Here is a 26,784-nt window from a genome sequence, read left to right as displayed (position 1 = left end):
CCGTGCTTGAGCTTGTTTTAAGAGCACAATAATCATTTTTTGAAGTTCATTTTCATGATTTTTGGTTGTCAAAAACATGTGTCAGATCAACGTCCTGCAATCGGTCTAGCAGTAGGCACTTCATTTTCCCTTGAGTTAATTGATTAAATAAGACAAGAAGGAGAGTGTGCCATAAGTCGGGAAAATTTGAGTGCTAACTCGAAATTACGAACATAGCGGGTATTTTGCTATGAGTAATTCGAAGTTAGACGGAGAATTTTGACTTATGGACCACGTTTATCCGGAATAAAAGAGGGACTGTGACAAAATTTAACTTATGTCACACTCTCGTCATCTCGCAGCTTTCCAATACTGGAAAGCTGTATTTTGGGTTTGGGGCCAAATTGTGCGCATGCGGCAAGTACTAATACAGCTTTATTCGGCCAATGACGATAAACAGTGTTTTTATTTGTGTGAGCCAGCTGGGCCACTTCTTTAATAGTTAATTCTTGATAGCCAACTTTATTTATTTGTTCCCAAACAGTTGTTAAAATTGCCATTTCAAGCTGTTTTCCATGGCGGCTGGTTTGTTTTTGCAGGGTCATCTTTAAAACTCTTTCTTGCCTTTTTAAACTTAAGGGGGTACTATCTTTTTAGGAACCCGGGTACCTTAATGAGAGAGTGAGGTCTGTTTTGATGAATGAAAAGGGTAACAGGCGCAACATCGCTAAAGTTGCTTTTGTACTTGTATTAGGCGCGATTGCACCAATGCTCGATACGACAATGACTAACGTTGCACTTAACACTATTATGAATGATTTAAACAGTTCTGTCGACATAGTACAGTGGGTAACCACCGGCTATGTTCTGGCTCTGGGCGTGATTGTCCTTTTTACCGGTTGGGCCGCAGATAGATTTAACGGGAAAAAGCTTTATTTAGTTGGCATGTTGATTTTCTTAGCAGGTTCGCTGATTTCTGGAATAGCAACTAATATTGGAGTTTTGATTGGTGGACGTTTAATTCAAGGAGCTGGTTCGGGGATTGTTATCTCTTTAGTATCGACGTTAATTGTACGTGCGGCTGGTGGGAAAAGTTTAGGTAGCTTAATGGCAATCGTCGGCTTACCAGTAGTTTTGATTCCAATTTTAGGTCCCACGATCGGTGGTTATCTGATTGACCGGTTGAATTGGCACTGGATTTTCTATATTAATGTACCAATCGTAATCCTTTCGTTTGTTTTAATTGGTTGGCTGATGCCCAGCTTTCCGGTTACAAAGACTAAAAAGAATTTCGACTGGTGTGGATTTTTTCTTTTAGGCGGAATGTTTTCTTGTTTAATTTTAGGGATTGTAAAATTCAGCAGCACTGGAAATCTAGCTACACTTAAGGTCTTATTACCAAGTTTTATGGGTGTCGATCTACTCGCAGCATACCTTTTTTATGCGAAAAAATTTCCACAGCGGGCTTTAATTAGTCTGGACCTTTTTAAGTCACGAAATTTTTCAGGCGCATCAATTATCTTATTGATGTCGGGAATTACCGTCAATGGTGCCATGTTTTTATTACCGCTTTATCTCCAGAACATTCAGGGGTTAAGCGTAGTTTGGTCGGGCACATATTTAATGTCACAAGGAGTTGGGTTGCTTGTTTCGCGAAGCCAAATTGGAAAGTTGACTGATCGGTTTGGAGCACGCTGGATTGTCATAGGATCGCTTGTGTTGGCGGTTTTAAGTACCTGGCCGTTTATTTATTTTAACGCTGCAACGAGTAAGTACCTAATTTGGTTTGTGCTTTTCTTCCGCGGGATTGCTCAAGGAGGAATTGAGATTCCAGTAATGGCAGATTCTTACAGCGGTATTCCAAGCACCCAGATTTCAGAAGCAACCACTGCCACCCGAATGCTGCAAAATGTTGGTGGCGCATTCGGTTCGGCAATTTTGGCAACAGTGATTCAGAATCGTCTAAGTTTTGTGGTACCAACTGTTGCGAATCAAGCGATTGCATATCAGATGGCGTTTATCTGGTCGGTGGTTATTACTGCAATTGCAGTGGTACCAGCATGGTTCCTGTCGCACCATGATGTGTCAAAAAGATTTAAAAAAGAACTGGAGGGATAGAAAGTATGATTCTTATTCTCAGTGCTATTTGTCTGGTCGGAATCATCTTACTAAGTATTAGGGCTAAGTTTCCTGGACGCGGAGGATACCTTGCACTGTTAACAATTACTCTTTTAGGCAGTCAATCCTATTTATTAATGGATACGCAATTTCATTGGGGAACTAAGCTAGTTACAAAAAAACACACTGTCAAAATTTATCCAATAGTATCATTTCCTGGTTCAAATCAGGTCTTAATTTATCGAAATTTTGGCAGTGGTAAAATAAAAAAGCAGATCTATGTGACTGCAAAAGATCCGCAAAAAAAGCAAAAAAGTTTGCTTTATTCGGACGGCATCAAGGTTAGACTACGGTCATATAGGCAAAAAAGCGCACTAAGAATAACAGCTCAGTCGGAGTACCATTACACTAGTAAATTAATGCAAGTTCTTTTTGCAGGAATTACCAACAATCATCACCTTAAAGCAACGACGGTCACTTTTTTGCTACCGGGAAATTGGTCTGTACTTTCAACTTCTAATGCAAGACAAGCTGGTACTGCTTTAAAGAATGGGAAAGCTGAGCTTAAGCAAAAAGTAGCTGGACGAGTTCAAAAATATCTTCGGTTACATCCTGAAAAGGCAACTGCTCAGCCAGTCCTTAAAAGGATAGAAGAACAAGCGCTTCAAGTTGAGACGCACCGGATTTTGCAAAAATTTGCGGACCGTCAAGCTTCTCATGATTAATTGTGTTGGGTTATGCGACACAAATTTCAAGTTTGATAAAAGCAAAATGTGCAGAAAGTTCTTTTAGGATCAATTTTTTTTGGTGCTGCAAGCTCTCGTTGTTGATAGTGTGGAGCTGACTGCTTAATTGGACATGGACACGCAGGGACATTCCCGTTTTATAAATTAAACACTGTTTAATGGGAAAGTTGGGTAAGAGATGTGTCTGAACGCAAGCATTAATTGTTTGTTGCAGGTTTTTGTTCGTCAACGTACCGCCGCTGATCTCGATAAAGCAGTTTTTCATGATATGCAAAGGAATCCTGACTGTGAGGAGAATTAGTGTTAATGTAACAAAAAAGTCCCCTGTATAAAGCAAAAAGCCTAGACTAGAATGTTCTTTAATAAACAACAGTACACAAGCAACAACTCCAATTCCGGCTGACATAATACCATCAATTAACGTACTTTTTGACTCAGCGGAAAGCATTGTGCTGGTATGATTGATTAATCTGTTTTGTTTACTATAGTACCAAGAAAGTCCCCAAGAAAGTGACACCATCACGATTTCATAAGGAATTACCGGTCCGACTTGCATCACAGTTCCTTGTCCGGTAGTGAAGTAAACAAGGGCTTTTTGGGTAACGCTAAGTAAGGAACTTGCAAGTAGTGTTAATGTCAATGCAGCTTGAAAAAGGGAGTAAAGCGGCTCTAAAACAAAGAAACCTTGTGGAAAACGCTGACTTGTTTTTTCACTGAATTTTGAGATGAAAAACGAAACAATTCCTGAAAGTAGAGTAATGATTGTAAAATAGGCATCAACAAACAGTGCCTCGATTTGTGTCAAATAAAAAACTGTCATCCCTGCAATACTCATTAGCAGGTTAATCATAATTCCAGCAAGGAGACCACGTTGTTCAATTTTCTTTTGTTTCATCTGCTGTTCACTCAAATCTTTTGGTTGATTTTACGCAGGAGTAGTTGAAGTTGGGCTTGCTCTTCCTTTGTAAGTGCAGCGGTACATTCAAGAAAGACACTGTCAAAGAGTTGATAATTTTTTCTGCAATGGTTCCGGACAGCCTTGGTTAAAGTAAGGTAGGAGATCCGCTTATCTTGCTTTGAAGGATGTTTGGTTAGATAACCAGCAGCAATGAAACGCTGAATAATTCTAGTTGCCGCTGGTTTTGAGATCTTTGCAGCAATTGCAAAACTAGTCCCAGTGGCATTCTTCAATGTATATAAAAGATCGATGTAATGTTCATCATTGGCAGACATCTCAGGAAATGCAGTACTGCGCGCGGGACTATTTTGGTATTTAATGAGAACTTTGTCGTATAGTTCCGAAAAAATTTGACTGATTCTTTCCATGTTATGTCACTCCCACAAAATATAGTTAACAAAGTTAATTACTTTTGTTAATCATATTGCGGGAGTGTTTTTTTGTCAACTAGTAATGTACAACTAAAATGGCAAAAAGGATGGACTAAGTTCCGGTCAAGGATATCATACCAGGTTCAACCGGTAGTTAGGTTCTTAAAAAATTACTGAACGCAGCTTCTAAGCAAGACGTTTATCCTAAAGTATTTTTTGCGGTATACTGCAAGCAGAAAAGCTAAACATTAAGCAATCATTTGTTGTGCTGGAAGGGAGTGAGGACAATGGAGAAACAAGAAAAAGAAATGCTCGCAGATCTTTATAATTTAATATTAAATCCTGCCACCCGTAAATGGGAACGCTCACTATTAGTGGAGACCAAAGAACAGCTTTCAAATCAAGACAAGCCAGAAAGAGAACTCGCACAACTTGAATACAAGTTACGACCACTGGCGATTAGAAATAACTTAACACCTGATGTGGCTGATTTTTATGCCAAACTCACGGGCAATGCAGCAAAAGCAAGGCACTTTGATCTAACTAAACATGCCGCAAAAGATCCAGCGTTTCAAGAACGAGCTATTTTTGCAGGAGGGTGTTTTTGGTGTATGGTGGAGCCGTTTGAAACTAGACGCGGCATTATTTCTGTCTTATCAGGGTATACTGGAGGCACACTAAAAAAACCGACATACGAACAGGTAGTCAGCGGGACTAGCGGTCATGTTGAAGCGGTTGAAATTATTTTTGATACGCGAATCATAAGTTACGCTGAACTCGTAGAACTTTATTGGAAAATAACGGACCCTACTGATGCACTTGGGCAGTTTGAAGATCGCGGCAGTAATTATCGTCCGGTGATTTTTGTAAAAGATGAAACTCAAAGAAAAATTGCGACAGAATCCAAGCAACGCTTAGCGGCGTCTGGACGTTATCGAAAACCAATTGTGACTGCAATTGAAGCTGCCGGAACTTTTTGGCCTGCGGAAAATTATCATCAACAATTCTATCAAAAAAATCCGGAACGTTATCAACGAATCAAGCGCATCCGGCAACAATATTTAATGTTTCAGCGTTTGCATGGAAAAGTTCGGAGCGAACTGATGCACTTTAGAAAAAAACGGGTACACAAATAGCCTCTAAGTGTGCTGGGAGTTTATTTAAAATAGGTCTGCGCTTTATTTTAATGAGGATTTTTGGCTAAAATTTTTTGAATTCCATAACCAACACCATCAGCGTCATTAGAGCGGGTCACATAGTCTGCAGCCTTTTTGACCGTTGGCTCAGCATTTGCCATTGCGATAGCGGTTCCAACCACATCAAACATGGTCATATCATTACGTCCATCGCCAAAAGCAGCCAGTTCGTGTTTAACCAACCCATTTCTTTTCTTGAGATACAAAATTCCATTACGTTTTGAGATTTCTTCGTTAGTGATTTCCAGATAATTTCGATTTGAACGTGTGACTGTCACTCCTGGGAAGTGCAGGGTTTGCAGATATTTCTCAAGTATTTCGGTATCAGCAGGAGTGGGGCTGATCAGCATAATTTTATAGATCGTCGTTTTGGTTAACTGTGTTAATTCATTGAATGGCATCATAACCGGCTTTTGATGCGTGATGTTGGCCTCACGAATGATCGCTTGGCTCTTTTTTTCTGTAAACCAGTCTTGTAGTGTAAACCAGCTGGCGGACGTTTCAGGAAACGCTTTTTGCACAGTTGCTAAAATCTGAGTAACAGTTTTAAACGCTATTCCCTTACTAAAGAGGGTTTCGTAGGTGGAACCGGTCATTTTAAAGATTAATCCTCCATTAAATGCAACTTGTTCATCAACAAGTGCTAGTTGTGAAATCGTGGTTCGCATGGCTGCAGGGGGACGTGCGGTCACAAGTGTCACCGGAATTCCGCAATGTTTAATCATGCTGATATTCCCCTTTGAAAGCTCTCCTGCTGAATTTAGCAAGGTGTTATCCATGTCTAGAAAAATATGCTTAATCATCCTGTTCCTCCTTTGCGATCACGATTTTAATATTTTTATTAAACCAGTTTCTTTGGGGCTCTTTTAAGCTGCTATCTGTAATTAAAGTATCTATTTTTTTGCAGGAACAAATTTTATAAGCAGCTTTTTTTGAGTTGAATTTGTATTGTTCGGCAACTGCAATGATATGACGTGCGTGTGCGACAACATGTCTAATCACGACTGCATCATCTTTGTTGGATAAGTAAAAGCCTTCCGGGGTGACTCCTGAAGTACCGATAAACACTTTTGCAAAAGAAAAGTATCCAAGTTCTGAGAGTGTAGAAAGTGAGCAGGTGTACCGGTTGCGCTTGTCAACAGTTCCCCCTAGAAGTTCAATTTTAACAACTCCGCTTTGCGTTAAGGCCACCGCATTGTCAATTGAATTTGTGACCACAGTTGCACCTTGTTGCTGAATTTGTTCACACATCTGTACTAGAGTAGTTGAAGCGGCAATAAAATAAGCTCCAGCCATCTGAATTTCCTGCAATGCTAATTTTGCCATTTCAGCCTTAATAGGAGATAAAATGTGTGTGCGTGCTAGATATTCGGGTACACTGCTTACACTATAGGCAAAAATTCCCCCATGCATCCGTTTAGCTCTGCCAGTTGAGACAAGCTTCACAATATCTCGCCGTGCAGTATCTCTGGAAACATTAAAATATTGTGCAATAAAACGAGTACTCAGCTTTCCCCTTTTTTTCAATAAGGCTGTAATTGCGACCAATCTTTCAGCTTGTGACATCTAATACACCTCCCTTTCAAATAATATTTTAGCATTTTTTTAAGCGCATACATTCACTTTGGTACAGAAAATTATTCTTTTTCTGCACTTCTAAGCAATTGCTGATTTAAATGCGTAAGCACAAAGTGTTAATGAGTTTATAGAAGATGTAATTCTTTGTGTGGAAGTGGCTAAACGATAAAAAAATAAATACCTGTAATTGTTAAAATTTCGAATATTATGTACAATAAGTATGAAAAGAAAGCCAAGCATCTCCAACTTTGTCATAAAACGTGTATTTTAATAGAAAAATAAAGTGAGTTGTAAATAAACTAGGTGAGAAAAAAATAGTCTAGTTACTTGGCCAAAATTTTAAATCAATTAGCATGATCAGTTTAAGGGAGGCGGTCGTTTGCGGATACATATCACGAATATTTATGGTCAATCTTCAAAAAGTGTGGCTATGATTGCGCAAAATACAACAGCTGAAATTGCAAAAAGTTTGGGGTTTAATGAACTTGCAATCTATTTTTATGATATAAATGTCGATAATTCACGTGAATTAAGCTGTCGCATCGATGGTATTTTGTCGGGAGTTGCGAATGGGGACATCGTTTTTTTCCAATCTCCAACATGGAATGACATGCGTTATGATGAAGCTTTCATCGCAAAGTTACAAGCATACCGCGATATTAAGATTGGAATTTTTGTAAATGACGTTTTGCCCTTGATGTTTGAATCAAATGAATATTTGCTGAAAAGGGTTGTCACCTTATACAATCAAGCGAGCTTGCTAATTGTGCCTTCAGATAGAATGTTGCGTTTTTTACAGAAGAACGGATTGACAGTTAGAAAAACAGTAATTCAGCAATGCTGGGATTATCCAACTGCAGCACATTTAGAAATTCCTATGGCTAAACCATATCTTAATTTTATTGGTAACCCGGAAAAGTTTGAATTTGTTAGGAATTGGCAATATGAGTTCCCACTGCATCTATTTACTGCCCCAACTGAAATAGTGAAAGGTAATGTTACTTTTGAGGGATGGCAGTATACTACAAATTTGATTTCCAAGTTGTCCAAGGGTGGTTGGGGGCTTGTTTGGGCACAAGGACATGTAAAAAAATATATGGAAATGTGTGTTTCATACAAATTGAGTACTTATTTAGCTGCAGGTATTCCAGTAATCGTCGAAGAAGATCTTTCAAATCAAGAAATAATTCGTAAAAATGATTTAGGGTTGGTGGTCGAGTCATTGGAGCAAGCAATCAATATTTTAAAGCACATGACTCCTGCTGATTATCAAGCAAAGGCTGCCAACGTCAAACGTTTTTCCTTCTTACTTAGAGAAGGCTATTTTACAAAGAAGTTTTTACTGGATGCAGTGCATAAAATTTTGCAAAATTCTTGATGAGTGGAGGTAGGTAGAGGATTTGTTAAGAGAAAAATGCGCAGAGTCGAGCAGTAAAGCAATTTTTGTTAAAAAGGGTCTTCAGAGCATTGTAATTTTAATAATATATATGATTGGTAGAAACATTCCTTTGCCCCTTGTTGAGTACGAGAACGTTCTTCAAAATACAAAGCATAGCTTACTTTTGGAACTATCAGCGGGCGCTACAGGTGCAAATTTAGCGCAAACTGCGCTTTTTTCCCTTGGATTGGGGCCTTGGATGTCAGCGATGATTATTTGGCAATTGCTAATTATGATAAAAAAATTTAATTTTGATAAGTTGAGTAAAAAAGAAGCTGATATTTACCAGCTAATATTAATGTTGGGAATTGCGGTAATCGAGGCTCTCGGAATGATTGTTAACTTTGATTTAGTAGACAGAAGTGTTGAGACAACGTTTTTTCTTGTAACTGTCATGACAGGTGGAGCTTTTTTATTAACATGGCTCGCAAATATGAATGGTGAGTTTGGAATCGGAGGTCCAGTTTTAGTAGTATTTTTTGGAATGATCGGAAGTATTGAACAACAATTAGCAACCACGCTGAGAACAACTGAAAAGACATCTTTTTATCTAGCAGCTTTTTTATTAATATTTGCCATAGTTTCAACTTTAATTGTAGTTCTCACTGTTATTTTTGAAAAAGCGGAGTATCGAATCCCGCTTAATCGTATTTTAGTAAACAGTAAATTTGGGGCACAAACTTATTTGCCTATTAAGTTAAACCCTTGTGGAGCGATTGCTGTCATGTTTGGGCTTTCAGTGTTGCTTATTCCCAGTTATTTAGTTCAAATTATGAGCAATTTTTTTCCGACAGTTAATTTTTTATATTGGCTTTCACAAAACATGGGGCTTAATTCATATTTTGGAGTTTCATTGTATGTGTTAGCAATTTTTAGCCTTTCTTTTGTTTTTGGATTTATCAATGTAGATGCGGAAAAAATAAGTGAAAATTTGCGAAATAGCGGTGATTACATAAATGGTATTCGTCCGGGTAAGGCTACACAGCGCTTCTTGCAACTCTATGTTAGACGTTTCTCATTTGTGGGGGCGACATTTAATACATTGATTGCCGGAACTCCTGTTTATCTAGGAGTTGTTTATCCGCAATATTCAGTAATTGTGATGGTTCCGGGCTTTTTGCTGATGGCAGTCGGGATGGTCTTGATGATTAGTGCACAGTTAAAAACTATTAACATTTTACACAATTACCATCAACTTTTGTAATTACTTTAAAAATGAATTGGATCGGCTAAGGATGTTAGGAGGGGTACATTGTTTTATTTGTTACCATCATGGAATAACAAGAGTGCATGCTTTTGGAATAATACTCCTTTGCCATGGTATCGCGGAACGAAAAAAATGGAGTTTGATGAAACAGTTAATCAACTGCGAATGTTCTATGATGCACAGGAAAGGACCAAGGCACTAATTTTGAATTATTCGCCTAATTTGCGTACCTTTTTACAGCGTGAAAATATTTTTGAAACGGAGTACTACAGTATCTTTGATGAATTGCAAAACATTAAGACCAAAAACACACGAACCTTTGATTTTAAAAGCTTAACTTGGCCACCAGATGTTGCTTTTAGCTATACTCCTTTTTTGGTAATTGCACGCCGCCAAGGAAAACCGTGGGCAAGAATTGAATTTGATTCAATGGGTAAAGTTCTTGAAATTCTTTTTTTGAAACAAAGCCTGCCAACTAAAAAACTGGTTTTTGATGACCGTGGCTTTTTATCTAGTATTATTTATTATGATACTAAGGGAATTGCAAAGGAACAAAAATTTTTAGATCAAGCAGGGCGATGGCAGTTCAAACTTGATTTACGCACTGAAACATATTGTGTAGATGTAAATCCAGATTTTCGAACAAGGTTTTCACGGTTACGTTATCCAGATATTAAGGACCTTTTGATGGAAAAATATCAATTATTCCTAGAAAAGAATCTTTCCCAAAAAGACCTTTTAATTATTGCAGCAGAACGAATCCAGACTGCAAGAGTTTTAAAAGCACAGTCAAAGGCACGGATGGTCTTGTCTTTTTTTAACAAACGCTACCCGCTTACTGATCATAAGAATTTATTACATATGATTAATAACGCTGACTGTTGTGTTGCAGATACTAATTATAATGTCGAAAAAATCAAGAAAATCTTGCGAGAAAATGGAATTCAAAAAGAAGTTACACAAGTAACGCCATTTGATAGTCGCTTGGAGTTAGGTAAAAGTCAAAGTGTCAAAGAATTAAAAATTTTTTTGTTGATTTCTGGATTATCCGCAGTGCGTTTTTCTAAAATACTAAAATCAATTCTGTCCTTTATGGAAAAGCAACCACTCGCGGAATTAATTATTGCTGCTTATCCGGGGCAAAGCAGCCAATCGCAGGCTATTAAACAACAAGTTACTGCGGTTTTAAAGCAAGAAAAGCTCAATGATATTTTTACTTTTGAGCAAGAAAAAAATAAATTATCAATTACTGAATTAGCGTTATCTGGACATAATGTCGGTGAAACTCGTGATCTTCAGTGGCTAGCGCTTGAATCAGAAGATGATCTTATTAGTGCATTAGCAGATGTGCGTCTAATCATTGATCTAAGCGCACAACCAGATTTATTTTTGCAAATTGCTGGAATTAGTGCTGGAATTCCTCAAATTAACCTGACTGATAGTAGTTATGTTGAACATGGTAGGAATGGATTAATTATTGAATCAATTAAAGCGTTACCGGACGCAATTGCTTATTACTTTACAGGGTTGGCACATTGGAATGAGGCATTAGTGTATTCTGCAAATAAAATCTCTGAATATTCAGGAGAGAATTTAGTTAGCAAGTGGAAGCAGATAATGAAAGGTGCTGAGCATGATGTCGGAACGGATTAAGGTGCTGCAGATCGGTACATCCAATTGGAAAGAGCGGAGGTCACTGCCTTCGCAACTAGAATGGTTTTTCGTAACACCGCCTAATATTAAGCAAGTTCTTGCTGAGATAAAGGAAGGGCCTTTTTTTACAAAACCAAAAGAAAGAAAGAAATTCGATGTTGTTTTTTTTACAGAATTTTCCGGGATTGAGAACATTGAATGCCTAGATAATCTTGTCGACGCCTATAGAGTTATTTATGTGGCAGGACTTTCTATTAAAAAGGGGGCAGTTAAGCAATTTTTACGCAAAAAGATGGCATGGAAGGTGCCAGCTGAAACACAAGACAAACTCTTGGCTGAAATAGCTACGTGTTTTTTTGAAAAGCAAAATGGTATTAAAATGGCAGTCAAAACGATCGAAGTAGCAGCGACATTTACCGGAAATTGCAGTTATCAAGGAAACTCAGCTTTAACACTTGAAGGTAATTTTGGGGAAGATTTTAAACCGCTAGCATTTTGGCGTAATAGTTTATACGTTGATCCTGGAAAGACGCTTGAAATCTGGCCAGAATATTATAAAGAGGGCAATTGCAAACTTAAGCTGTTTTTTTATGAAACCGTGAATGGGTCAAGCGATAGTCAACAAGCTTCGTGGAGTGTTACAGAGGACCAGTTACAAAGTCCTTTAATTATTAAGGGGACACATAACAACGACAGTGGCACTTTTTTAAACGTTATCCTTTACGCACAAGGAACCGGGAAAATTAGTTTAGGGGCGCTGCATTACCGCTGGTCGCGCCAAGGTTTCGGTCAATTTATCCCTGGTGGGCAGCGTTTTGCAGATAAGAAACGCCAAGAATTTTTATATTACTTTGATCCAGGTGATCTTAAACCACCATTAAATGTTTACTTTTCAGGTTATCGTTCACTGGAGGGGTTTGAAGGTTATTTTATGCTAAAAAAAATGGGTGCACCCTTTTTACTAATCAGTGATCCTCGGCTGGAGGGAGGAGCATTCTATTTAGGAACCGATGAGTTTGAAGGTAAAATTTCTAACATTATCCAAGCAGCTTTAACTTGGCTTGATTTTAATAACAAGCAATTGATTTTATCTGGAATCTCTATGGGAACTTTTGGTGCCTTGTATTACGGGAGCCTGTTTCAACCGCATGCTATTATTGTTGGTAAACCATTGCTTAATGTTGGGACTATCGCCATAAATGGAAAATTACTGCGCCCACAGGACTTTGATACAGCTTTGGATTTACTGCAGCTTTTATTAAAAACTGATTCGCAGAGTGCAGCAGTTAAACTCAATCAGAGATTCTGGGATAAGTTTGCATTTGCAGATCTAAGTGAAACTACAATTGCAGCGGCCTATATGGAAAATGACGACTACGATCGCGATGCTTTTCAAAAAATGATAACGGGTTTCCCAAATAATCAAGTTAAGATCATTGGAAGAGGGTATGTAGGGCGTCACAATGATAATAGTCCAGCAATTATCAAATGGTTTTTGGCACAATATCATTATTTTTTAAGGAATGATTTTGAAAGGAACTTGTTATGAGTGAATATATAGCGAACATTATTCATTGGCAATCTGCTGCTGCAACTTATCTGTTTGGCTCTTCAGTCACGTTTAAGAAGAACGCACAAGTCGTCTTCAAAAACGATTTGATGTCGCCAGGCAAAGCAATTAATACTTGGTATTCAAGGACCAACTATCAAGCGCACCGGTTTAGTCCTCAGCTTCCATTATTAAAAAAAAAGGTGAAGTACCGGCTATTACTAGAAGCCAAGAGTCAGCCAGTTGGCACCGTCTATCTGCGGCTAAATTTTTTTGGACGCACTGATAAGCTAATTGGACAGGTCTTTATTAAAGACCGGACAGGTGTTTTTGAATATCCAGAAAATGCTTATTATTATGAGATTGCCTTATTAAATGCTGGCTGTCAACAGGTTACCTTTGATTATATAAAACTTGCAACTAGTAGCTTAAGTAATACTAATGCCAATGTCAGCTTTTCAGAACAACTGAATCAGAGTGCCTGTAACACAGGTAATATTATTTTTGAAGAACCTGTTTTGAATGCTGTTGCAGAGTTAGATAACAAGGTGCTTGGTAATTTAAAAAATTGTTTTATCGTTAATTGTATAAAAAAGCAGAGTGATTTAGTTTTATCAGCAGCGGTTATGAAAAAAATAAAAAAACTCAGTGCAAGTTTTGAACATATAAATTTTTGGGGAATGGGTCCATCTTCTAATTACTGTGCTGCTTTTTACAGGCATTATTTAAAAAACGCAAGTGCATTTGTGACGACGGAAGTTTTACCGACGGCAGATTATCAACATTATATGCAAGCAAGTGCGAAGATGCATAAAACTGCAAATCTTTTAACAAATGATGGTAGATTAAAGGGTGCACAGATTTACGAAAATTCTGTTAATGAATCAGCTTTAGCACTGTGCGGACCTTTGCTTGAAGGTGCCCCTATTTTAGAAGATTATCTTGCAAAAACTGGAGGGAAAATTAGTGATTAAAAAACGAAAGGCTGTTAAAACTAGTAAACACAAAGGGTTGCATCGTTTGTTAGCTGAAGTTAATGGCAATGCAAAAACAATAGCAGCTCTTTCAGATAATCAACTAAAAGCAAAAACGCAATTTTTCAAAAAGCAGTTTCAAGCAGGGGTGAGTCTGGACGAATTATTGCCAGAAGCATTCGCAGTAATTCGGGAAGCGGACAAACGTGTTTTGGGAATGTTTCCTTTCGATGTTCAAGTCCTAGGTGGAATTGTTCTTCATCAGGGAAATGTCGCGGAGATGAAAACTGGTGAGGGAAAGACACTAACTGCCACAATGCCTTTATACCTTAATGCCCTGTCTGGGGACAGTACTATTCTGGTGACAACTAATGATTATTTGGCACAACGAGATGCAACAGATATGGGTAAGGTCTATCGTTGGTTGGGTTTGAGTGTTGCTTGTGGTGTTACGGATCAGGCAATTGAACTCAAAGCAGCAGATAAGCAGAAAATTTATAGTGCAGATATTGTCTATACGACAAATAGTGCACTCGGTTTTGACTATTTGCTGGATAATTTAGCAGATAAAATTGCAGATAAGTATATGCCTCCTTTCGGTTATGTAATTGTTGATGAGGCAGATGCCGTTTTATTGGACAGTGCTCAGACCCCACTGGTTATTTCTGGGGCGCCACGAGTTCAATCGAATATGTACCAGCTTGCAGACAATTTTATTTTAACGCTTGCGCAGGGAAACGGATATTGCCTGGATGAAGAAAGAGAACATGTTTGGTTGACAGCAGCTGGAATCAATGAAGCAGAACGTTACTTTTCTTTAACCAATTTATATGATGGTAAACACACTGAACTAGTTCGCCATATTGAATTAGCATTACGAGCACATGCGCTGTTTGAAAATGGAAAAAAATATGTGGTTGCAGCTGATCAGGTCAAGCTTTTAGATGAACAAAATGGACGTATCTTGGAAATGACTAAATTACAAGCAGGACAACATCAGGCATTGGAAGCAAAAGAAAGGGTTAAGGTCACACCTGATATGCGCGCGATGGCATCCATTACTTATCAAAACCTTTTTAGGATGTTTAAAAAAATTGGAGGAATGACAGGCACTGGCAAGTCAGCAGAAGATGAATTTATTGAGACTTACTATATGAAGGTTGTCCAAATTCCAACAAACATGCCAGTTTTACGTAAAGATTTACCGGATAATATTTATACAACATTGCCGGAAAAATTGCTTGCTTCGATGAAGCTGGTAAAAAGATTATATCGAAAAGGACAACCGGTACTGCTCGTCACGGCTTCAGTTGAAATTTCTGAAATTTATTCAGAATTATTATTGCGCGAACGAATACCACATAATGTTTTAAATGCACGTAATGCAGTTAAGGAAGCACAGATTATTGCGGAGGCTGGTCAGAAAAAAAGAGTAACAATCGCTACTGCGATGGCCGGACGCGGAACAGACATTAAACTAGGTAAGGGTGTAAAAGAACTCGGTGGGTTAGCAGTCATTGGGACAGAAAAAATGGCTAATGAAAGAAGTGAACTGCAATTACGGGGACGTTCAGGAAGGCAGGGTGATCCTGGATTTAGCCAATTTTTTGTCTCGCTTGAAGATGAGGTGGTTATCAAATATGGTGCTAGATGGCTACATAGTTACTATGAAAAACATAAAGAACGATATGTAAAACCACATTTACTGTCTTCGTGGCGAATTCGTCGAGGGGTTCGACGTGCTCAACGTGTCAGCGACAGCAATGGATATCAGCAACGGAAAAATACGCTTGAATTTGATGAAAGCGTGCGTGTACAAAGAAACGTGATTTACAATCAAAGAAACGAGTTTATTTATCAAGCGGATGAATTTAAATATGACGTCAATGCTTTGATTAATAAATACATTGAAAAATTTATTCGAGATAACGAGAAGTTGAATGTGACTAAAGTTTCGCGGTTTATTTTTGATAATTTGAGTTACAGGTACAGTGGGGTTCCAGCACAATTTAATTTAGATGATGCAGACACAGTGCGAGATCTTTTACAAGGAATTGCACAAAAGGAATTACAAGTTAAAAAGGAACAGTTGAATACACCACAAGAAATTTTTAATTTTTATAGATTGTCACTGCTGAAAGCGATTGATAACTGCTGGATTGAAGAGGTCGACAATTTACAGCAGTTAAGGGCGGTTGTCTTTGGCAGGCAATATGCTCAAAGGAATCCGCTTTTTGAATATCATCGTGAAGCCGCACGTTCATTTCGGCAAATGAAAGAAGATCTGCAAACACAGGCAGTCAAAAATTTACTTTTAAGTTCAATTGTAAAAGAAGAGAACGGTAATTTGTCAGTTTATTTCTCGTAGAAGTAAGCAGGAGGAAGAGCACATGACAGTTTATAACTTTAACTTAGGGATTGGTTGGGCCAGTAGTGGAGTTGAATATGCGCAAGCCTATCGTGCAAAAGTATTACGCAAGATAGCACAACCGGCAAAATTTGTGTTTACTGACTTGATTTTAAGTGAGAACATTGAGCATTTAACACAAAATATTGGTTTTAAGGATGATGAGGTTATTTGGTTATATCAATTCTTTACCGATATCAAGATATCACCAACAACTTATACGCGTGCTCAACTTGAAAAAAGTATTCGCTTTAAACAACGAAAAGGGGTTGTCGAGGCTGTTGGAGAAAAAGCTATCCGTTACTCGTTTCCTGCTGAACATAAATTTGTAACTGCTTTTTTGAAAGAAAAGGGTGGACAGGTCGTGGAACGAGCCGAGCACGTGTCGCATGACTATTTAATTCGGAAGGATTATTTTACATACACAAAGCTTTTTTCTGAATATTATACTCCGCGTGACAAGCGTGCTTATGTATACCAAAGAAGGTTTTTTAATGAAGATGGTTCGATTGCTTATGAACAATTAGTTGACGGAAAAGATGAGTTATATCGTTTCTCCGACGCGCTACTTTATTCTAAGACAGATTTGGTTAGATTCTTTATGCAAAGATTACAGTTAACTTGCAAAGACGTTATTATTCTTGATCGTGCTACGGAAATTGGTCAAACTATTTTCCGTAATCATGGTCGAGCAAAACTGGGAGTTGTTATCCATGCTGATCATTTTAGCGAGAATGCAAGCACAGATACAAATATTTTTTGGAATAATTATTATGAATATCAATTTGATAACGCCCAAGCAGTTTCATTTTTTATTACTGCCACCGCAGCCCAAAATAAGCTGATGAAAAAACAGTTTAAGCAATACTATAATTATGTTCCGAAAATTGCATCAATACCAGTTGGTAGCCTCTCGAAACTGAGGCATCCTCAAACCAAGCGCAAGCCTTATTCACTGTTAACTGCTTCGAGACTAGCAACAGAAAAGCACGTTGATTGGTTGATTTATGCTGTTGTCGCAGCTCACAAAATTATTCCCGAACTGAATTTTGATATATATGGAAAGGGCAGCGAGGAAGTCAAGTTAAAAAAGTTAATAATTCAGCAAAATGCAACAAGTTATATTCGACTTAAGGGACACCAAGATTTAACTAATATTTACCAGGAATATGAGGCTTATCTTTCCGCATCTACCAGTGAAGGTTTTGGATTAACATTGCTAGAAGCAGTTGGTTCAGGATTGCCATTGATTGGTTTAGATGTACGTTATGGCAATCAAACATTTATCAGAAATAATAAAAACGGTTTTTTAATTCCCTTTACTGAAGATGAAAAATTAGCGCTGACAATTGCACACTTAACAAATAAAATTGTGGAATTATTTACTAAAAGTGAGCTTAAGAATTTCCAACAAGCTTCATATCAAATTGGTAAATTATTTCTGACTAGTGAAGTTGAAAAAAAATGGCAAGATCTTTTGGGGGAATTGAAAAATGATTAATATATTCGATAGAAATGATCAGGCAACCCGAGACTTGCAGGTTTCTTTGCGCAAGGCAGGTTTTGTGCAGCCAACCGTAATATTACAGGATGATGGTTGGTTACCACCCAAAACTGAATCTCCATTTAGCTGGTTTTTAAGAGAGGATAATCAAGGAAGACCACTTTTCTTTAATCAAGTTATGGTTCCAGCAATGTGGGAAATAAGAGGAGACAACAATGGCGGGGCAATCTATGATTATGAGCGTAAAGCTGCTGAAATAGTATATGCTGTTCCTAAAAATATGCGACTGATTAAAGAAGTTAGATGGTTAGATCAATCAGGAAAAGTGCGAAGTATAGATCATTATAATCAAGCTGGTTGGCGCTTTGCACAAACTATTTATAATCTAAAAGGGCAAGCGATTACTAAAACTTATTATTCACAGCAAAACAAAGAAGTTATTGTGGTAAATTTCGTAACACATGATTTGCTTTTGAATTACCGAAAAGGTATTTACAATTTTCAATCTTTTAGAGAATTTGTGAAATTCTATCTTAAGATAAGAAAGTATAATTTGGATAGAATCTTTTATAATTCACTTTCAGATCCTTTTTTCATTTCCTTAGATCAACCCAAGGCCGGTAAGGACCTTTTGTTTTGGCAAGAGCCTTTAAAGCAAAGTATTCCAGGGAATATGCAAATGATTTTGAATGGAAATGCGCCACGTACAGAGAAAATTATTTTTAATGAACAAACTGTTTTTGAGCGTTCTAAGAAACTGATTACAGGTAAAACTGCAGTCGAATGCAATCTGCTAGGATATATTTATGAACATAAACGTGAAAATCGGGCTGGAAATGCGGCTTTAATCATGACAAATTCGGATAACTTAGAAAATTTTGAGTACTTGGTTAAAAACCTTCCAGAAATATACTTTAATGTTGCTGCAATTACAGAGATGTCACCAAAGTTAATGGCTTTTTCAATTTACAAAAATGTATCGCTTTATCCTAATGCTTCGTTTAATATGTTAAACAATTTATGGCTGAATACAGATTATTATTTTGATATCAATCATGAAGGTGAACTAATGAATGCAGTCCGTACCGCATTCGACAACAATTTAGTAATTTTTGGATTCGAAAATGTGGTTCATAATCAGCGTTATACTTCTCCTGAAAATATTTATAGAGTTGAAGATACTAAAAAATTAATAGCCAAAGTAGCACGATCTTTGAAAGATGTCACTTACTTAAAAAAGCTTTTATATGCACAGCATTTAGCTGCTAATGAAGTAACTAGGGCTGCATATCAAAAAGAACTACAGCTAAAATGATAAGAAAGGGAGATTTTGTAGATGGATAAAAATAAAAATGACCTTTTGAAAAAAAATATTGATGAACGGCTTAGTAAGTTGCGTTATGAGAAAAAGGAAACGGAAGATAAACATAGTGGAAAACAGACAGCTGCCATTATTATCAGTATTGTAGTTGTTGCCGGAATTATTTTTTCACTTTTTAATGCGTTATAGAATATATCTTGGGGGTAAAGGGCTTAAATTGAATTTATTCGAGTTCCAGATTGGCACAGCAAAAAATAAAATTATCATATAGTAGGCACAATAAAATAGACAGCTTGAATTCGTTAGTTCATGCAGCACAAACAAGGTAAAGGAGTTGGATTAAAAATTTAATCCAGCTTCTTTACTTCACTCAACTTTATTAAGGTATGGTTGTAGTGCATACTTAAATCCCGAGTCTTTAACTACTGCTACACTCCTCTTTTCTGATTTTTACCAACTTAAAGTAACTGGTTTGATTTAATTCTAATTTATGATACATTTTATGGCCGACTTTTATTTTTATATGTCGGTAAAAATTTAAATTTAATCCAATAATACTTCGAATACTTGCTTTCAATTAAATTTGAAAACAAGTATTTTTATGCTATTAAATTACACTTTAAAGTGTTTTAAAAGATAAAGTTACAAAAAAGGGTTATTTATTATACATTTATTTAGAATTGTGTTAAACTCCGAGTGTTTGGGGGCCTTATAAATTGTTTTAGCTGGTTATTTTTTAGTTTTCACAAATTTATTCGTTTGGAGTTGTTTTTGTTAAACATAGATTAGGAGGAGAGTAGCGATCTATGAAAAGAAAATATAAAGGAAATTATTCTGAAACCAATCGGGTTACAAGAGTAAAAATGTATAAAGCAGGGAAAAGATGGGTTAGTTCATTGATTTCTAATATAGGTCTTTTGAAAATATTTCGGAAATCAGATATTCCTGAGATCAGGGTTCAAGATGTAGAAACTGAGGACAAAGAATTATTGGAAAAAGATAACAGTAAACCTTGGAAACTGTTAGCTTCGTTGGGGGCTTTAACTGGTGGGGTTTTTTTAGCTTCAAATACAGTTTCGGCTGATCAAGTAGCAGCAAAGGCCGTCGAAAAAAGTGTTTCAGCAAATAGTGTTTTGGCGAATAAGGAATCTGCAACGTTAAGTAGTAATACAAATACAGATTCAGCTACCGCTACGCAAGATAGTACCTCTACTAGGTCAGAATCAGCAACGAATGAAAATAGCGAAAGTTTATCAACAAGTGAAAGCTTTTCTACAAGCACTTCAGCGTCAACGAGTACCAGTGAGTCTGCCTCGACTAGCACAAGTGTGTCTAACTCAACGAGTTTGAGTGCAGCGACTTCAGAAAGCTCAAGTAATGAAAAAGCAGCAAGTACGAGTGGGACAAATAGCACAACAAGCTCAACGGCTCCTACATCAAGCGAACAAAATTCTATTCGTACTTCAGGAAAGGCTGTAACTACTAATTCAGAAACAACTATCAATAGTTCAACCAGTAATGAAATACCAACAAGTACTTCGAAAAATACGTCGAATATCAGTTCGAATACGCATAGTGAAGCTGTAAACAACAGTGCAGCAACAAGTTTTTCAGAAAATACATCAACTACTAGCTCGACAACGACTGACAACAGTGTGACGAGCAATACCATACGTGCAAGCACTTCAGAAACTGCGATAACTACGGACTCAACTGTTAATAGTGAGGCATTAAAGAGTGCGGCAGCTGCAAGTTCTTCTGTCAGCACTTCATCCTCAAGTGTTGCATCGACAGCAATCAAAACTAGCGAATCACTTGCAACAGCTACAAGTGAACAAAGTGCAGTTTCTGGGGCTACTTCAACCAGTGAAAAGAATACTGTTACTAGTGAATCACTTGCGGCAACAAGTGTTGCAAAAACTGCGGAATTTTCTGCATCTACAGCTAACTCAGGCTTTTCAGTAACTGATCCCACTTACCCGACTAATATGCCACACAATACGGATAACGCGAATCGCTATGATTTTGAATGGTTAACAGTTTATAACGGAAACTCTAAGGTGGGAGATATTTCCGTTTCAATTGATCGAAATGGAAGCGGGACGTTATATGTTCGTGAAATTCCAACAAGTGGTTCAGAAAGTGACTTTACCATTGCTCAGAATTCCGGAACTGATACTAATGGGACTGCATCAAAATCATTTTCAGGTCTTAAGTATTATTATGATGAAGTTGATGGTAATGGTTCACTGATTGTCATTGGGAATGGATCCACATTGGGGAACAATTATGTTAATTATGTTAGTAGCAATAGTACACAAAAATTTGGCACAGTTTCTAACTTTGTTCCTAAGAACATTACACAAACAACTAGCTATATTGATAGTACCGGAGCAGCTGTCAGCGATCCTGTAACCCAGACGGGGTGGACGGGTCAGAGTTATACGACTTCTTCTGGCAAAGTAATTAACGGATACTATGCTGTGGATACTAATAACAATGGTAACGGTAAAATGTCACAGTTCGGTCAGATTGGTGCGCAGTATGAAAAAAACTACCATAATGGCGTGAGCGTAATCTATACCCAAATTGACAATCAGGGAACGATGAAAGTTGATATCTATAATAATGGTCAACGGGTAGATGGAGTTGAAAGTTTAGCTGCTGGAAGTACTCTGGTTAAAACCATTAAAGGAACTGTCTACAATATTGTTAATCCATACGTTTCGCAAACCCAAAACATTGAATATAAGTACCTGAAGCTTGGTAGTTTAATTGTGGAAGACGAAAATGGGAATACACTTAGTTCAACACAATATCTCAACGATGCTACAAATGCCTCTAAAGCATACTATCCAAGTGATAAGGTGCCAAATGATCCACGCTATACTTATACAGCCGTTGACAGCGAGGGTAACGCAGTCGATCTTACAGCAATTGAGAATGGTACGGAACCAAATAATCTAGGGATTAACACCATAGTTACTAGGCATAAAAATTCAACCTCAGCCTCAATAAGTACCAGTCAGTCGGCTTCGACAAGTGTAAGTCAATCAGCCTCAACGAGTTCGAGTGAATCGGCTTCGATGAGCTCAAGTGAGTCCGCCTCAACGAGTTCGAGTGAGTCCGCCTCGACGAGTTCGAGTGAATCGGCTTCGACAAGCTCGAGTGAGTCGGCTTCGACAAGTTCGAGTGAATCGGCTTCCACGAGTTCGAGTGAGTCGGCTTCGACAAGCTCAAGTGAGTCGGCTTCCACGAGTTCAAGTGAGTCGGCTTCGACAAGCTCAAGTGAGTCGGCTTCCACGAGTTCAAGTGAATCGACCTCGACGAGTTCAAGTGAGTCAGCTTCAACGAGTTCGAGTGAGTCCGCCTCAACGAGTGTGAGTGAATCGGCTTCGACAAGCTCGAGTGAGTCCGCTTCAACGAGTTCGAGTGAGTCCGCCTCAATGAGTTCGAGTGAGTCGGCTTCGACAAGTTCGAGTGAATCGGCTTCGACGAGCTCAAGTGAATCGGCTTCCACGAGTTCGAGTGAATCGGCTTCGACAAGCTCAAGTGAGTCGGCTTCGACGAGCTCAAGTGAGTCCGCCTCAACGAGTTCGAGTGAGTCCGCCTCGACGAGTTCGAGTGAATCGGCTTCGACAAGCTCGAGTGAGTCGGCTTCAATGAGTTCGAGTGAGTCCGCTTCAACGAGTTTGAGTGAGTCAGCCTCAACGAGTGTGAGTGAATCGGCTTCGACAAGCTCGAGTGAGTCCGCTTCAACGAGTTCGAGTGAGTCCGCCTCAATGAGTTCGAGTGAATCGACCTCGACGAGCTCAAGTGAATCGGCTTCGACGAGTTCAAGTGAGTCAGCCTCAACGAGTTCGAGTGAGTCGGCTTCGACAAGCTCAAGTGAGTCGGCTTCCACGAGTTCAAGTGAATCGACCTCGACGAGTTCAAGTGAGTCAGCTTCGACAAGCTCGAGTGAGTCCGCCTCAATGAGTTCGAGTGAGTCCGCTTCCACGAGTTCGAGTGAGTCCGCCTCAATGAGTTCGAGTGAGTCCGCTTCCACGAGTTCGAGTGAGTCGGCTTCGACAAGTTCGAGTGAGTCCGCTTCAACGAGTTCGAGTGAGTCGGCTTCGACAAGTTCGAGTGAATCGGCTTCGACGAGCTCAAGTGAATCGACTTCCACGAGTTCGAGTGAATCGGCTTCGACAAGTGTGAGCGAATCGGCCTCGACGAGTTCGAGTGAGTCCGCCTCAACGAGTTCGAGTGAATCGACCTCGACAAGCTCAAGTGAGTCGGCTTCAATGAGTTCGAGTGAGTCCGCTTCAACGAGTTCGAGTGAGTCAGCCTCAACGAGTTCAAGTGAGTCCGCCTCAACGAGTTCGAGCGAATCGGCCTCGACGAGTTCAAGTGAGTCCGCCTCAACGAGTGTGAGCGAATCGGCCTCGACGAGTTCAAGTGAGTCCGCCTCAACGAGTTCGAGTGAATCGGCTTCGACGAGTTCGAGTGAATCGGCTTCGACAAGCTCAAGTGAATCGGCTTCAATGAGTTCAAGCGAATCGGCTTCGACAAGCTCAAGTGAGTCGGCTTCGACGAGCTCAAGTGAATCGGCTTCGACAAGCTCAAGTGAATCAGCTTCAACGAGTTCGAGTGAATCGACCTCGACGAGTTCAAGTGAGTCAGCCTCAACGAGCTCAAGTGAATCGGCTTCGACAAGCTCAAGTGAATCAGCTTCAACGAGTTCGAGTGAATCGACCTCGACGAGTTCAAGTGAGTCAGCCTCAACGAGCTCAAGTGAATCGGCTTCGACAAGTTCCAGCGAGTCCGCAGCAATTAACACAAGCAACTCTACTTCGGGAAGTACTAGTGAAGTCGCTGCTCTGAATAGAAGCTCAAAAACTGGTGAGTTGCCACAAACAGGCGAGTTTGAATCAAATACTGATGAGTATCTTGGTGGCGTAGCACTTTTGACTGCGATTTTATTGGGATTGAAGACTAGAAAAAAGAAAAATCAGCAGCAGTAGTATAAGATTAAGACGGAATTTATAAAGTTGTAAAGAGTATCACAGCTAAAAGATGTTGAAGGATACTGTCTTTGAACGGAAGCAAACGCAAAAAGATGGGATTAGATCAAAACTTCGGTTTGAATCTAATCCCATCTTTTTGTGTTTAATCAGCAACAAATAATGTTTTTAAAAAACAGTTACTATTTCTCACGTAACTCATTAATCTCATGTAATATTTGGGCTAATCTGATTAAGTCTGTATTATTAAAAGTTGCTCCGAGCTGATTCAATTGCTGATTTTTCTGGGTGTGGTACTGTTCGTGCAAGTCTGCAACTAAGCAACCATGTTCGGTTAGCTTCAGATAAACATCTTTTTTATTGTTGGGTTGATGATATTTTTTTACTAGCTTTTTTTTAACTAAGCGGTTAACGATCTTCGAAACGGTTCCTTGTGGAAAGTAGGTTGCCGTAACTAATTCCTTGATTCTCAAAGAAGAAGCACAAGAAATTGCTTGTAGAACATCCAGTTCCGTAATTGAAATTTTGTTAACAATGTGCTTGGCTGCAGCAGGAGCGACTTGTGCAAGATGTTCTTGAACTTTCTTAGTATCGTCAAATGCAAGATAGCGATGCAATTCGCTGTCAATTTGTTGCAGTAAGGGATTTAATTTCGACATATATATTCCTCCGAATATAAATTGACTTTCAGCTTTAAGCCTGTTAATGTATATTATATTCCAAGGAATATAAAAGATAAAGGAGAATTAATATGCACATTACATTAGTCCTTGATCATCCCTATATGTTAGAGTCAAGTGAAAACATTCCGCATAAGCGTTCCTATTCAGCTGCAATTGCTCAGAATGCGATTGAAATGTTGCAAAGAAGCGGACATAGTGTAGAGGTCATTGATCTTCAAAAAGATAGATATAATCCGGTGCTTGATCGCCAAGGATTACTTAACTGGCGGACAAAAGAATACGTTGACACGCAGAGTATGAATTATTTGCAACGCTTACGGGTAGCAGATGAAATTATTTTTATTTTTCCGCTTTGGTGGGAGATCATGCCGGCAATGACCAAAGGATTTATTGATAAAGTTTTTTGCAAAGGGCAAGTCAAAAAAATTGCAGGCAAGCACTTAATTTTAGATCCGAAAACTAAAATTCGGGTTTTAACTGCCTGTGGCACACCGCAATTTATCTATAGTTGGCATTATCGTAATCCCCTTGGAAAAATGCTTAAAATTGGAGTATTCGGTAAACTAGGTTTAAAAGATTTTAAACTGGTTAACTTTAACGCAGAAGATCAAAGTGAGCAGAAACGAATGAAAAATCTAAAGCAGCTTAAGAAGTATCTTCTATAAAATTGATACGTTGCTAAGACGTCTTCCAAAACTTTTATTTTATAGGATCTATTTATCTTTTTGAATCATTCTTTAAAGTAGTATGCAGTGCTTTGACATGGTAAAATTAAGTTAATTTTTTAATTTATTCATGAACGGGGTTGCTTTAATGTCTTTTATTGGTACATTAGTTTTAATTTTGGCAGGTACTACTCTAGCAGGGCACCTAACTGCACGTTGTGGAATTCCGGCAGTCTTGGGTCAATTGTTAATTGGAATTGTGCTCGGTCCTGGAGTTTTAAACTTAATCCACCCGTCAGAATCAATTACGCAATTTGCTGAAATTGGTGTGATCTTACTGATGTTTATGGCCGGAATTGAAAGTGATCTGCAACAATTGAAAAAATATTTGAAGCCGGCACTTTCTGTGGCGGTTTCGGGAGTAATACTTCCAGTCGTAGTTATGGGAGCAACCAGTCTTTTATTCGGTTACCATTTTCAAGAGGCACTCTTTATTGGCGTTGTTTTTTCGGCGACTTCTGTGAGTATCTCAGTAGTTGTTTTGCGAGAATTCAAGGCACTTAATGGAAAAGAGGGAGCGACGGTCTTAGGCGCTGCGGTTGCTGATGATATTTTGGGTGTGCTTCTTTTGAGTCTGATGATTGCATTGGTTGGAACAAATAGCGGGACTAGCAGCCATGGAGGTACCAACAATTTATTGATTCAACTGGTTTTCCAAGGACTTTTCTTTGCGGGGGTCGTTTTTCTTGTGCGGTGGATCGCACCAGGTATTATGTATTTGAGTAATAAATTACTGATACCTACGGGGCGCACAATTTGTGCAATGATTATTTGTCTGTCAATGGCATATTTAGCTGAATTAGTTGGCTTATCGGGAGCAATTGGGGCTTTTTTTGCCGGAATTGCGATTGGGCAAACATCTGCAAAAAAGATTGTTGATCCTAATATCGAACCGATTAGCAATGCAGTTTTTGTTCCTGTTTTTTTTGTAAGCATTGGTCTGAGCGTTTCGTTTAACAACTTTATCACAGCATTGCCTTTTATTTTTGTAATGACAGTTCTCGCTGTCATTACAAAATGGCTTGGCGGTGAACTGGGTTCTATTTGGGCCGGTTTTGATCGGAGAAGTGGTCGCGTTGTTGGTACTGGGATGATTGCCCGCGGTGAAATGGCATTGATTACAGCCCAAATTGGGTTTAATGCGCATTTGCTTGAAAGAGCGTTATACGTTGATATTATTTTCGTGATTGTAATTGCTACCTTAATTGCCCCTTTGATGTTACGGTTGGCATTAAAGGGTTTGCGTAACTCAATTGATAAGTAGCAGAGCACTTTTCTTAATTGAGTTGTAAATTTTAATTTGTCTGCACCAACGCATGCAGTCAATTAAATCAAAACGCTTTAAGTCATAGAATACCCTCGTCATTATTT

The 26,784-nt window shown here is 38.6% G+C and carries 24 protein-coding genes and 2 pseudogenes; 18 read left to right on the top strand and 8 right to left on the bottom strand.

Annotation, left to right across the window (positions count from 1 at the left end; all coding sequences use genetic code 11):
• Positions 1-314: 314 nt before the first annotated feature.
• Positions 315-584, bottom strand: a complete 270-nt coding sequence (locus AB3Y88_RS00785) for a TetR/AcrR family transcriptional regulator (protein ID WP_228888091.1) — start codon at positions 582-584, stop codon at positions 315-317.
• 91 nt (positions 585-675) lie between these two features.
• On the opposite strand from AB3Y88_RS00785, the gene AB3Y88_RS00780 reads away from it, so the two are divergent.
• Positions 676-2,097, top strand: coding sequence for an MDR family MFS transporter (locus tag AB3Y88_RS00780; RefSeq protein WP_267476069.1), 1,422 nt, complete (start codon positions 676-678; stop codon positions 2,095-2,097).
• 5 nt (positions 2,098-2,102) lie between these two features.
• On the top strand, positions 2,103-2,822 hold the full coding sequence (locus AB3Y88_RS00775; protein ID WP_228888090.1) for a DUF4811 domain-containing protein: 720 nt from the start codon (positions 2,103-2,105) through the stop codon (positions 2,820-2,822).
• Between the two features lie 10 nt (positions 2,823-2,832).
• Here the strand turns inward: AB3Y88_RS00775 and AB3Y88_RS00770 are convergent, their stop codons facing one another.
• The gene (locus tag AB3Y88_RS00770) at positions 2,833-3,738 is read right to left on the bottom strand and encodes a cation transporter (protein WP_228888089.1); all 906 of its coding nucleotides are present in this window, start codon (positions 3,736-3,738) and stop codon (positions 2,833-2,835) included.
• Between the two features lie 11 nt (positions 3,739-3,749).
• A complete protein-coding gene (locus AB3Y88_RS00765; protein WP_054756915.1) occupies positions 3,750-4,169 on the bottom strand; it encodes a MarR family winged helix-turn-helix transcriptional regulator in 420 nt (139 codons plus the stop codon).
• Between the two features lie 290 nt (positions 4,170-4,459).
• On the opposite strand from AB3Y88_RS00765, the gene msrA reads away from it, so the two are divergent.
• Positions 4,460-5,308 (top strand): peptide-methionine (S)-S-oxide reductase MsrA, encoded by an 849-nt coding sequence (gene msrA, locus AB3Y88_RS00760; protein ID WP_228888088.1) that lies wholly within the window; start codon positions 4,460-4,462, stop codon positions 5,306-5,308.
• A gap of 47 nt (positions 5,309-5,355) precedes the next feature.
• On the opposite strand, the gene AB3Y88_RS00755 is transcribed toward msrA, so the two are convergent.
• A complete protein-coding gene (locus AB3Y88_RS00755; RefSeq protein ID WP_228888087.1) occupies positions 5,356-6,171 on the bottom strand; it encodes an HAD family hydrolase in 816 nt (271 codons plus the stop codon).
• Positions 6,164-6,934 (bottom strand): DeoR/GlpR family DNA-binding transcription regulator, encoded by a 771-nt coding sequence (locus tag AB3Y88_RS00750; protein WP_056960773.1) that lies wholly within the window; start codon positions 6,932-6,934, stop codon positions 6,164-6,166. Before AB3Y88_RS00750 ends, AB3Y88_RS00755 begins: the two co-directional genes overlap by 8 nt.
• 391 nt (positions 6,935-7,325) lie before the next feature.
• Here AB3Y88_RS00750 and AB3Y88_RS00745 point away from each other — a divergent pair, with 391 nt between their 5' ends.
• The 10 genes and pseudogenes from AB3Y88_RS00745 to AB3Y88_RS00700 form a co-directional block, all read left to right on the top strand.
• Positions 7,326-8,324: a hypothetical protein gene (locus tag AB3Y88_RS00745; protein ID WP_228888086.1), complete on the top strand. Its 999-nt coding sequence runs from the start codon at positions 7,326-7,328 to the stop codon at positions 8,322-8,324.
• Between the two features lie 22 nt (positions 8,325-8,346).
• Complete coding sequence (gene secY2 / locus AB3Y88_RS00740) at positions 8,347-9,588, top strand: accessory Sec system protein translocase subunit SecY2 (protein ID WP_228888085.1); 1,242 nt, start codon at positions 8,347-8,349, stop codon at positions 9,586-9,588.
• Between the two features lie 48 nt (positions 9,589-9,636).
• Positions 9,637-11,244 carry an accessory Sec system protein Asp1 gene (asp1, locus tag AB3Y88_RS00735; protein ID WP_228888084.1) on the top strand — a complete coding sequence of 536 codons (1,608 nt, stop codon included), beginning with the start codon at positions 9,637-9,639 and terminating at the stop codon, positions 11,242-11,244.
• On the top strand, positions 11,228-12,793 hold the full coding sequence (gene asp2, locus AB3Y88_RS00730) for an accessory Sec system protein Asp2 (protein WP_261909603.1): 1,566 nt from the start codon (positions 11,228-11,230) through the stop codon (positions 12,791-12,793). Before asp1 ends, asp2 begins: the two co-directional genes overlap by 17 nt.
• Positions 12,790-13,767, top strand: coding sequence for an accessory Sec system protein Asp3 (asp3, locus tag AB3Y88_RS00725; protein WP_228888082.1), 978 nt, complete (start codon positions 12,790-12,792; stop codon positions 13,765-13,767). The genes asp2 and asp3 overlap by 4 nt, the downstream gene beginning before the upstream one ends.
• Positions 13,760-16,135, top strand: coding sequence for an accessory Sec system translocase SecA2 (gene secA2, locus AB3Y88_RS00720; protein WP_228888081.1), 2,376 nt, complete (start codon positions 13,760-13,762; stop codon positions 16,133-16,135). Before asp3 ends, secA2 begins: the two co-directional genes overlap by 8 nt.
• A 22-nt stretch (positions 16,136-16,157) precedes the next feature.
• Complete coding sequence (gtfA, locus tag AB3Y88_RS00715) at positions 16,158-17,675, top strand: accessory Sec system glycosyltransferase GtfA (protein ID WP_228888080.1); 1,518 nt, start codon at positions 16,158-16,160, stop codon at positions 17,673-17,675.
• Positions 17,668-18,993 carry an accessory Sec system glycosylation chaperone GtfB gene (gtfB, locus tag AB3Y88_RS00710; RefSeq protein ID WP_228888079.1) on the top strand — a complete coding sequence of 442 codons (1,326 nt, stop codon included), beginning with the start codon at positions 17,668-17,670 and terminating at the stop codon, positions 18,991-18,993. The genes gtfA and gtfB overlap by 8 nt, the downstream gene beginning before the upstream one ends.
• Positions 18,994-19,014: 21 nt before the next feature.
• A complete protein-coding gene (locus AB3Y88_RS00705) occupies positions 19,015-19,188 on the top strand; it encodes a hypothetical protein (RefSeq protein WP_228888078.1) in 174 nt (57 codons plus the stop codon).
• Positions 19,189-19,805: 617 nt separating this feature from the next.
• Positions 19,806-19,910, top strand: a pseudogene (locus AB3Y88_RS00700) (KxYKxGKxW signal peptide domain-containing protein); the annotation flags it as partial.
• Positions 19,911-20,083: 173 nt separating this feature from the next.
• Here the strand turns inward: AB3Y88_RS00700 and AB3Y88_RS00695 are convergent.
• Positions 20,084-20,974, bottom strand: coding sequence for a hypothetical protein (locus AB3Y88_RS00695; protein WP_228888077.1), 891 nt, complete (start codon positions 20,972-20,974; stop codon positions 20,084-20,086).
• A 134-nt stretch (positions 20,975-21,108) separates the two neighbouring features.
• Between AB3Y88_RS00695 and AB3Y88_RS00690 the strand changes: the two genes are divergently transcribed.
• Complete coding sequence (locus AB3Y88_RS00690) at positions 21,109-21,252, top strand: hypothetical protein (RefSeq protein ID WP_228888076.1); 144 nt, start codon at positions 21,109-21,111, stop codon at positions 21,250-21,252.
• A 23-nt stretch (positions 21,253-21,275) separates the two neighbouring features.
• A pseudogene (locus tag AB3Y88_RS00685) lies at positions 21,276-21,506 on the top strand (MucBP domain-containing protein); the annotation flags it as partial.
• 542 nt (positions 21,507-22,048) lie between these two features.
• Here AB3Y88_RS00685 and AB3Y88_RS00680 read toward each other — a convergent pair.
• Positions 22,049-23,821 (bottom strand): hypothetical protein, encoded by a 1,773-nt coding sequence (locus tag AB3Y88_RS00680; protein WP_367293350.1) that lies wholly within the window; start codon positions 23,819-23,821, stop codon positions 22,049-22,051.
• On the opposite strand from AB3Y88_RS00680, the gene AB3Y88_RS00675 reads away from it, so the two are divergent.
• Positions 23,814-24,005, top strand: coding sequence for an LPXTG cell wall anchor domain-containing protein (locus AB3Y88_RS00675; RefSeq protein ID WP_315972249.1), 192 nt, complete (start codon positions 23,814-23,816; stop codon positions 24,003-24,005). The genes AB3Y88_RS00680 and AB3Y88_RS00675 overlap by 8 nt on opposite strands.
• 182 nt (positions 24,006-24,187) lie before the next feature.
• On the opposite strand, the gene AB3Y88_RS00670 is transcribed toward AB3Y88_RS00675, so the two are convergent.
• On the bottom strand, positions 24,188-24,664 hold the full coding sequence (locus tag AB3Y88_RS00670) for a MarR family transcriptional regulator (protein ID WP_228888073.1): 477 nt from the start codon (positions 24,662-24,664) through the stop codon (positions 24,188-24,190).
• A gap of 92 nt (positions 24,665-24,756) precedes the next feature.
• Between AB3Y88_RS00670 and AB3Y88_RS00665 the strand changes: the two genes are divergently transcribed.
• Entirely contained in the window at positions 24,757-25,353 is a 597-nt protein-coding gene (locus tag AB3Y88_RS00665; RefSeq protein ID WP_228888072.1) for an NAD(P)H-dependent oxidoreductase, read from the top strand.
• A 148-nt stretch (positions 25,354-25,501) separates the two neighbouring features.
• Positions 25,502-26,677: a cation:proton antiporter gene (locus AB3Y88_RS00660; RefSeq protein WP_228888071.1), complete on the top strand. Its 1,176-nt coding sequence runs from the start codon at positions 25,502-25,504 to the stop codon at positions 26,675-26,677.
• Positions 26,678-26,784: the final 107 nt, after the last annotated feature.

Origin of the sequence: Liquorilactobacillus satsumensis, from assembly GCF_964065465.1 — a bacterium.
GTDB classification, from domain to species: Bacteria; Bacillota; Bacilli; order Lactobacillales; family Lactobacillaceae; genus Liquorilactobacillus; species Liquorilactobacillus satsumensis.
This window is presented reverse-complemented; position numbering and strand designations above follow the sequence as displayed.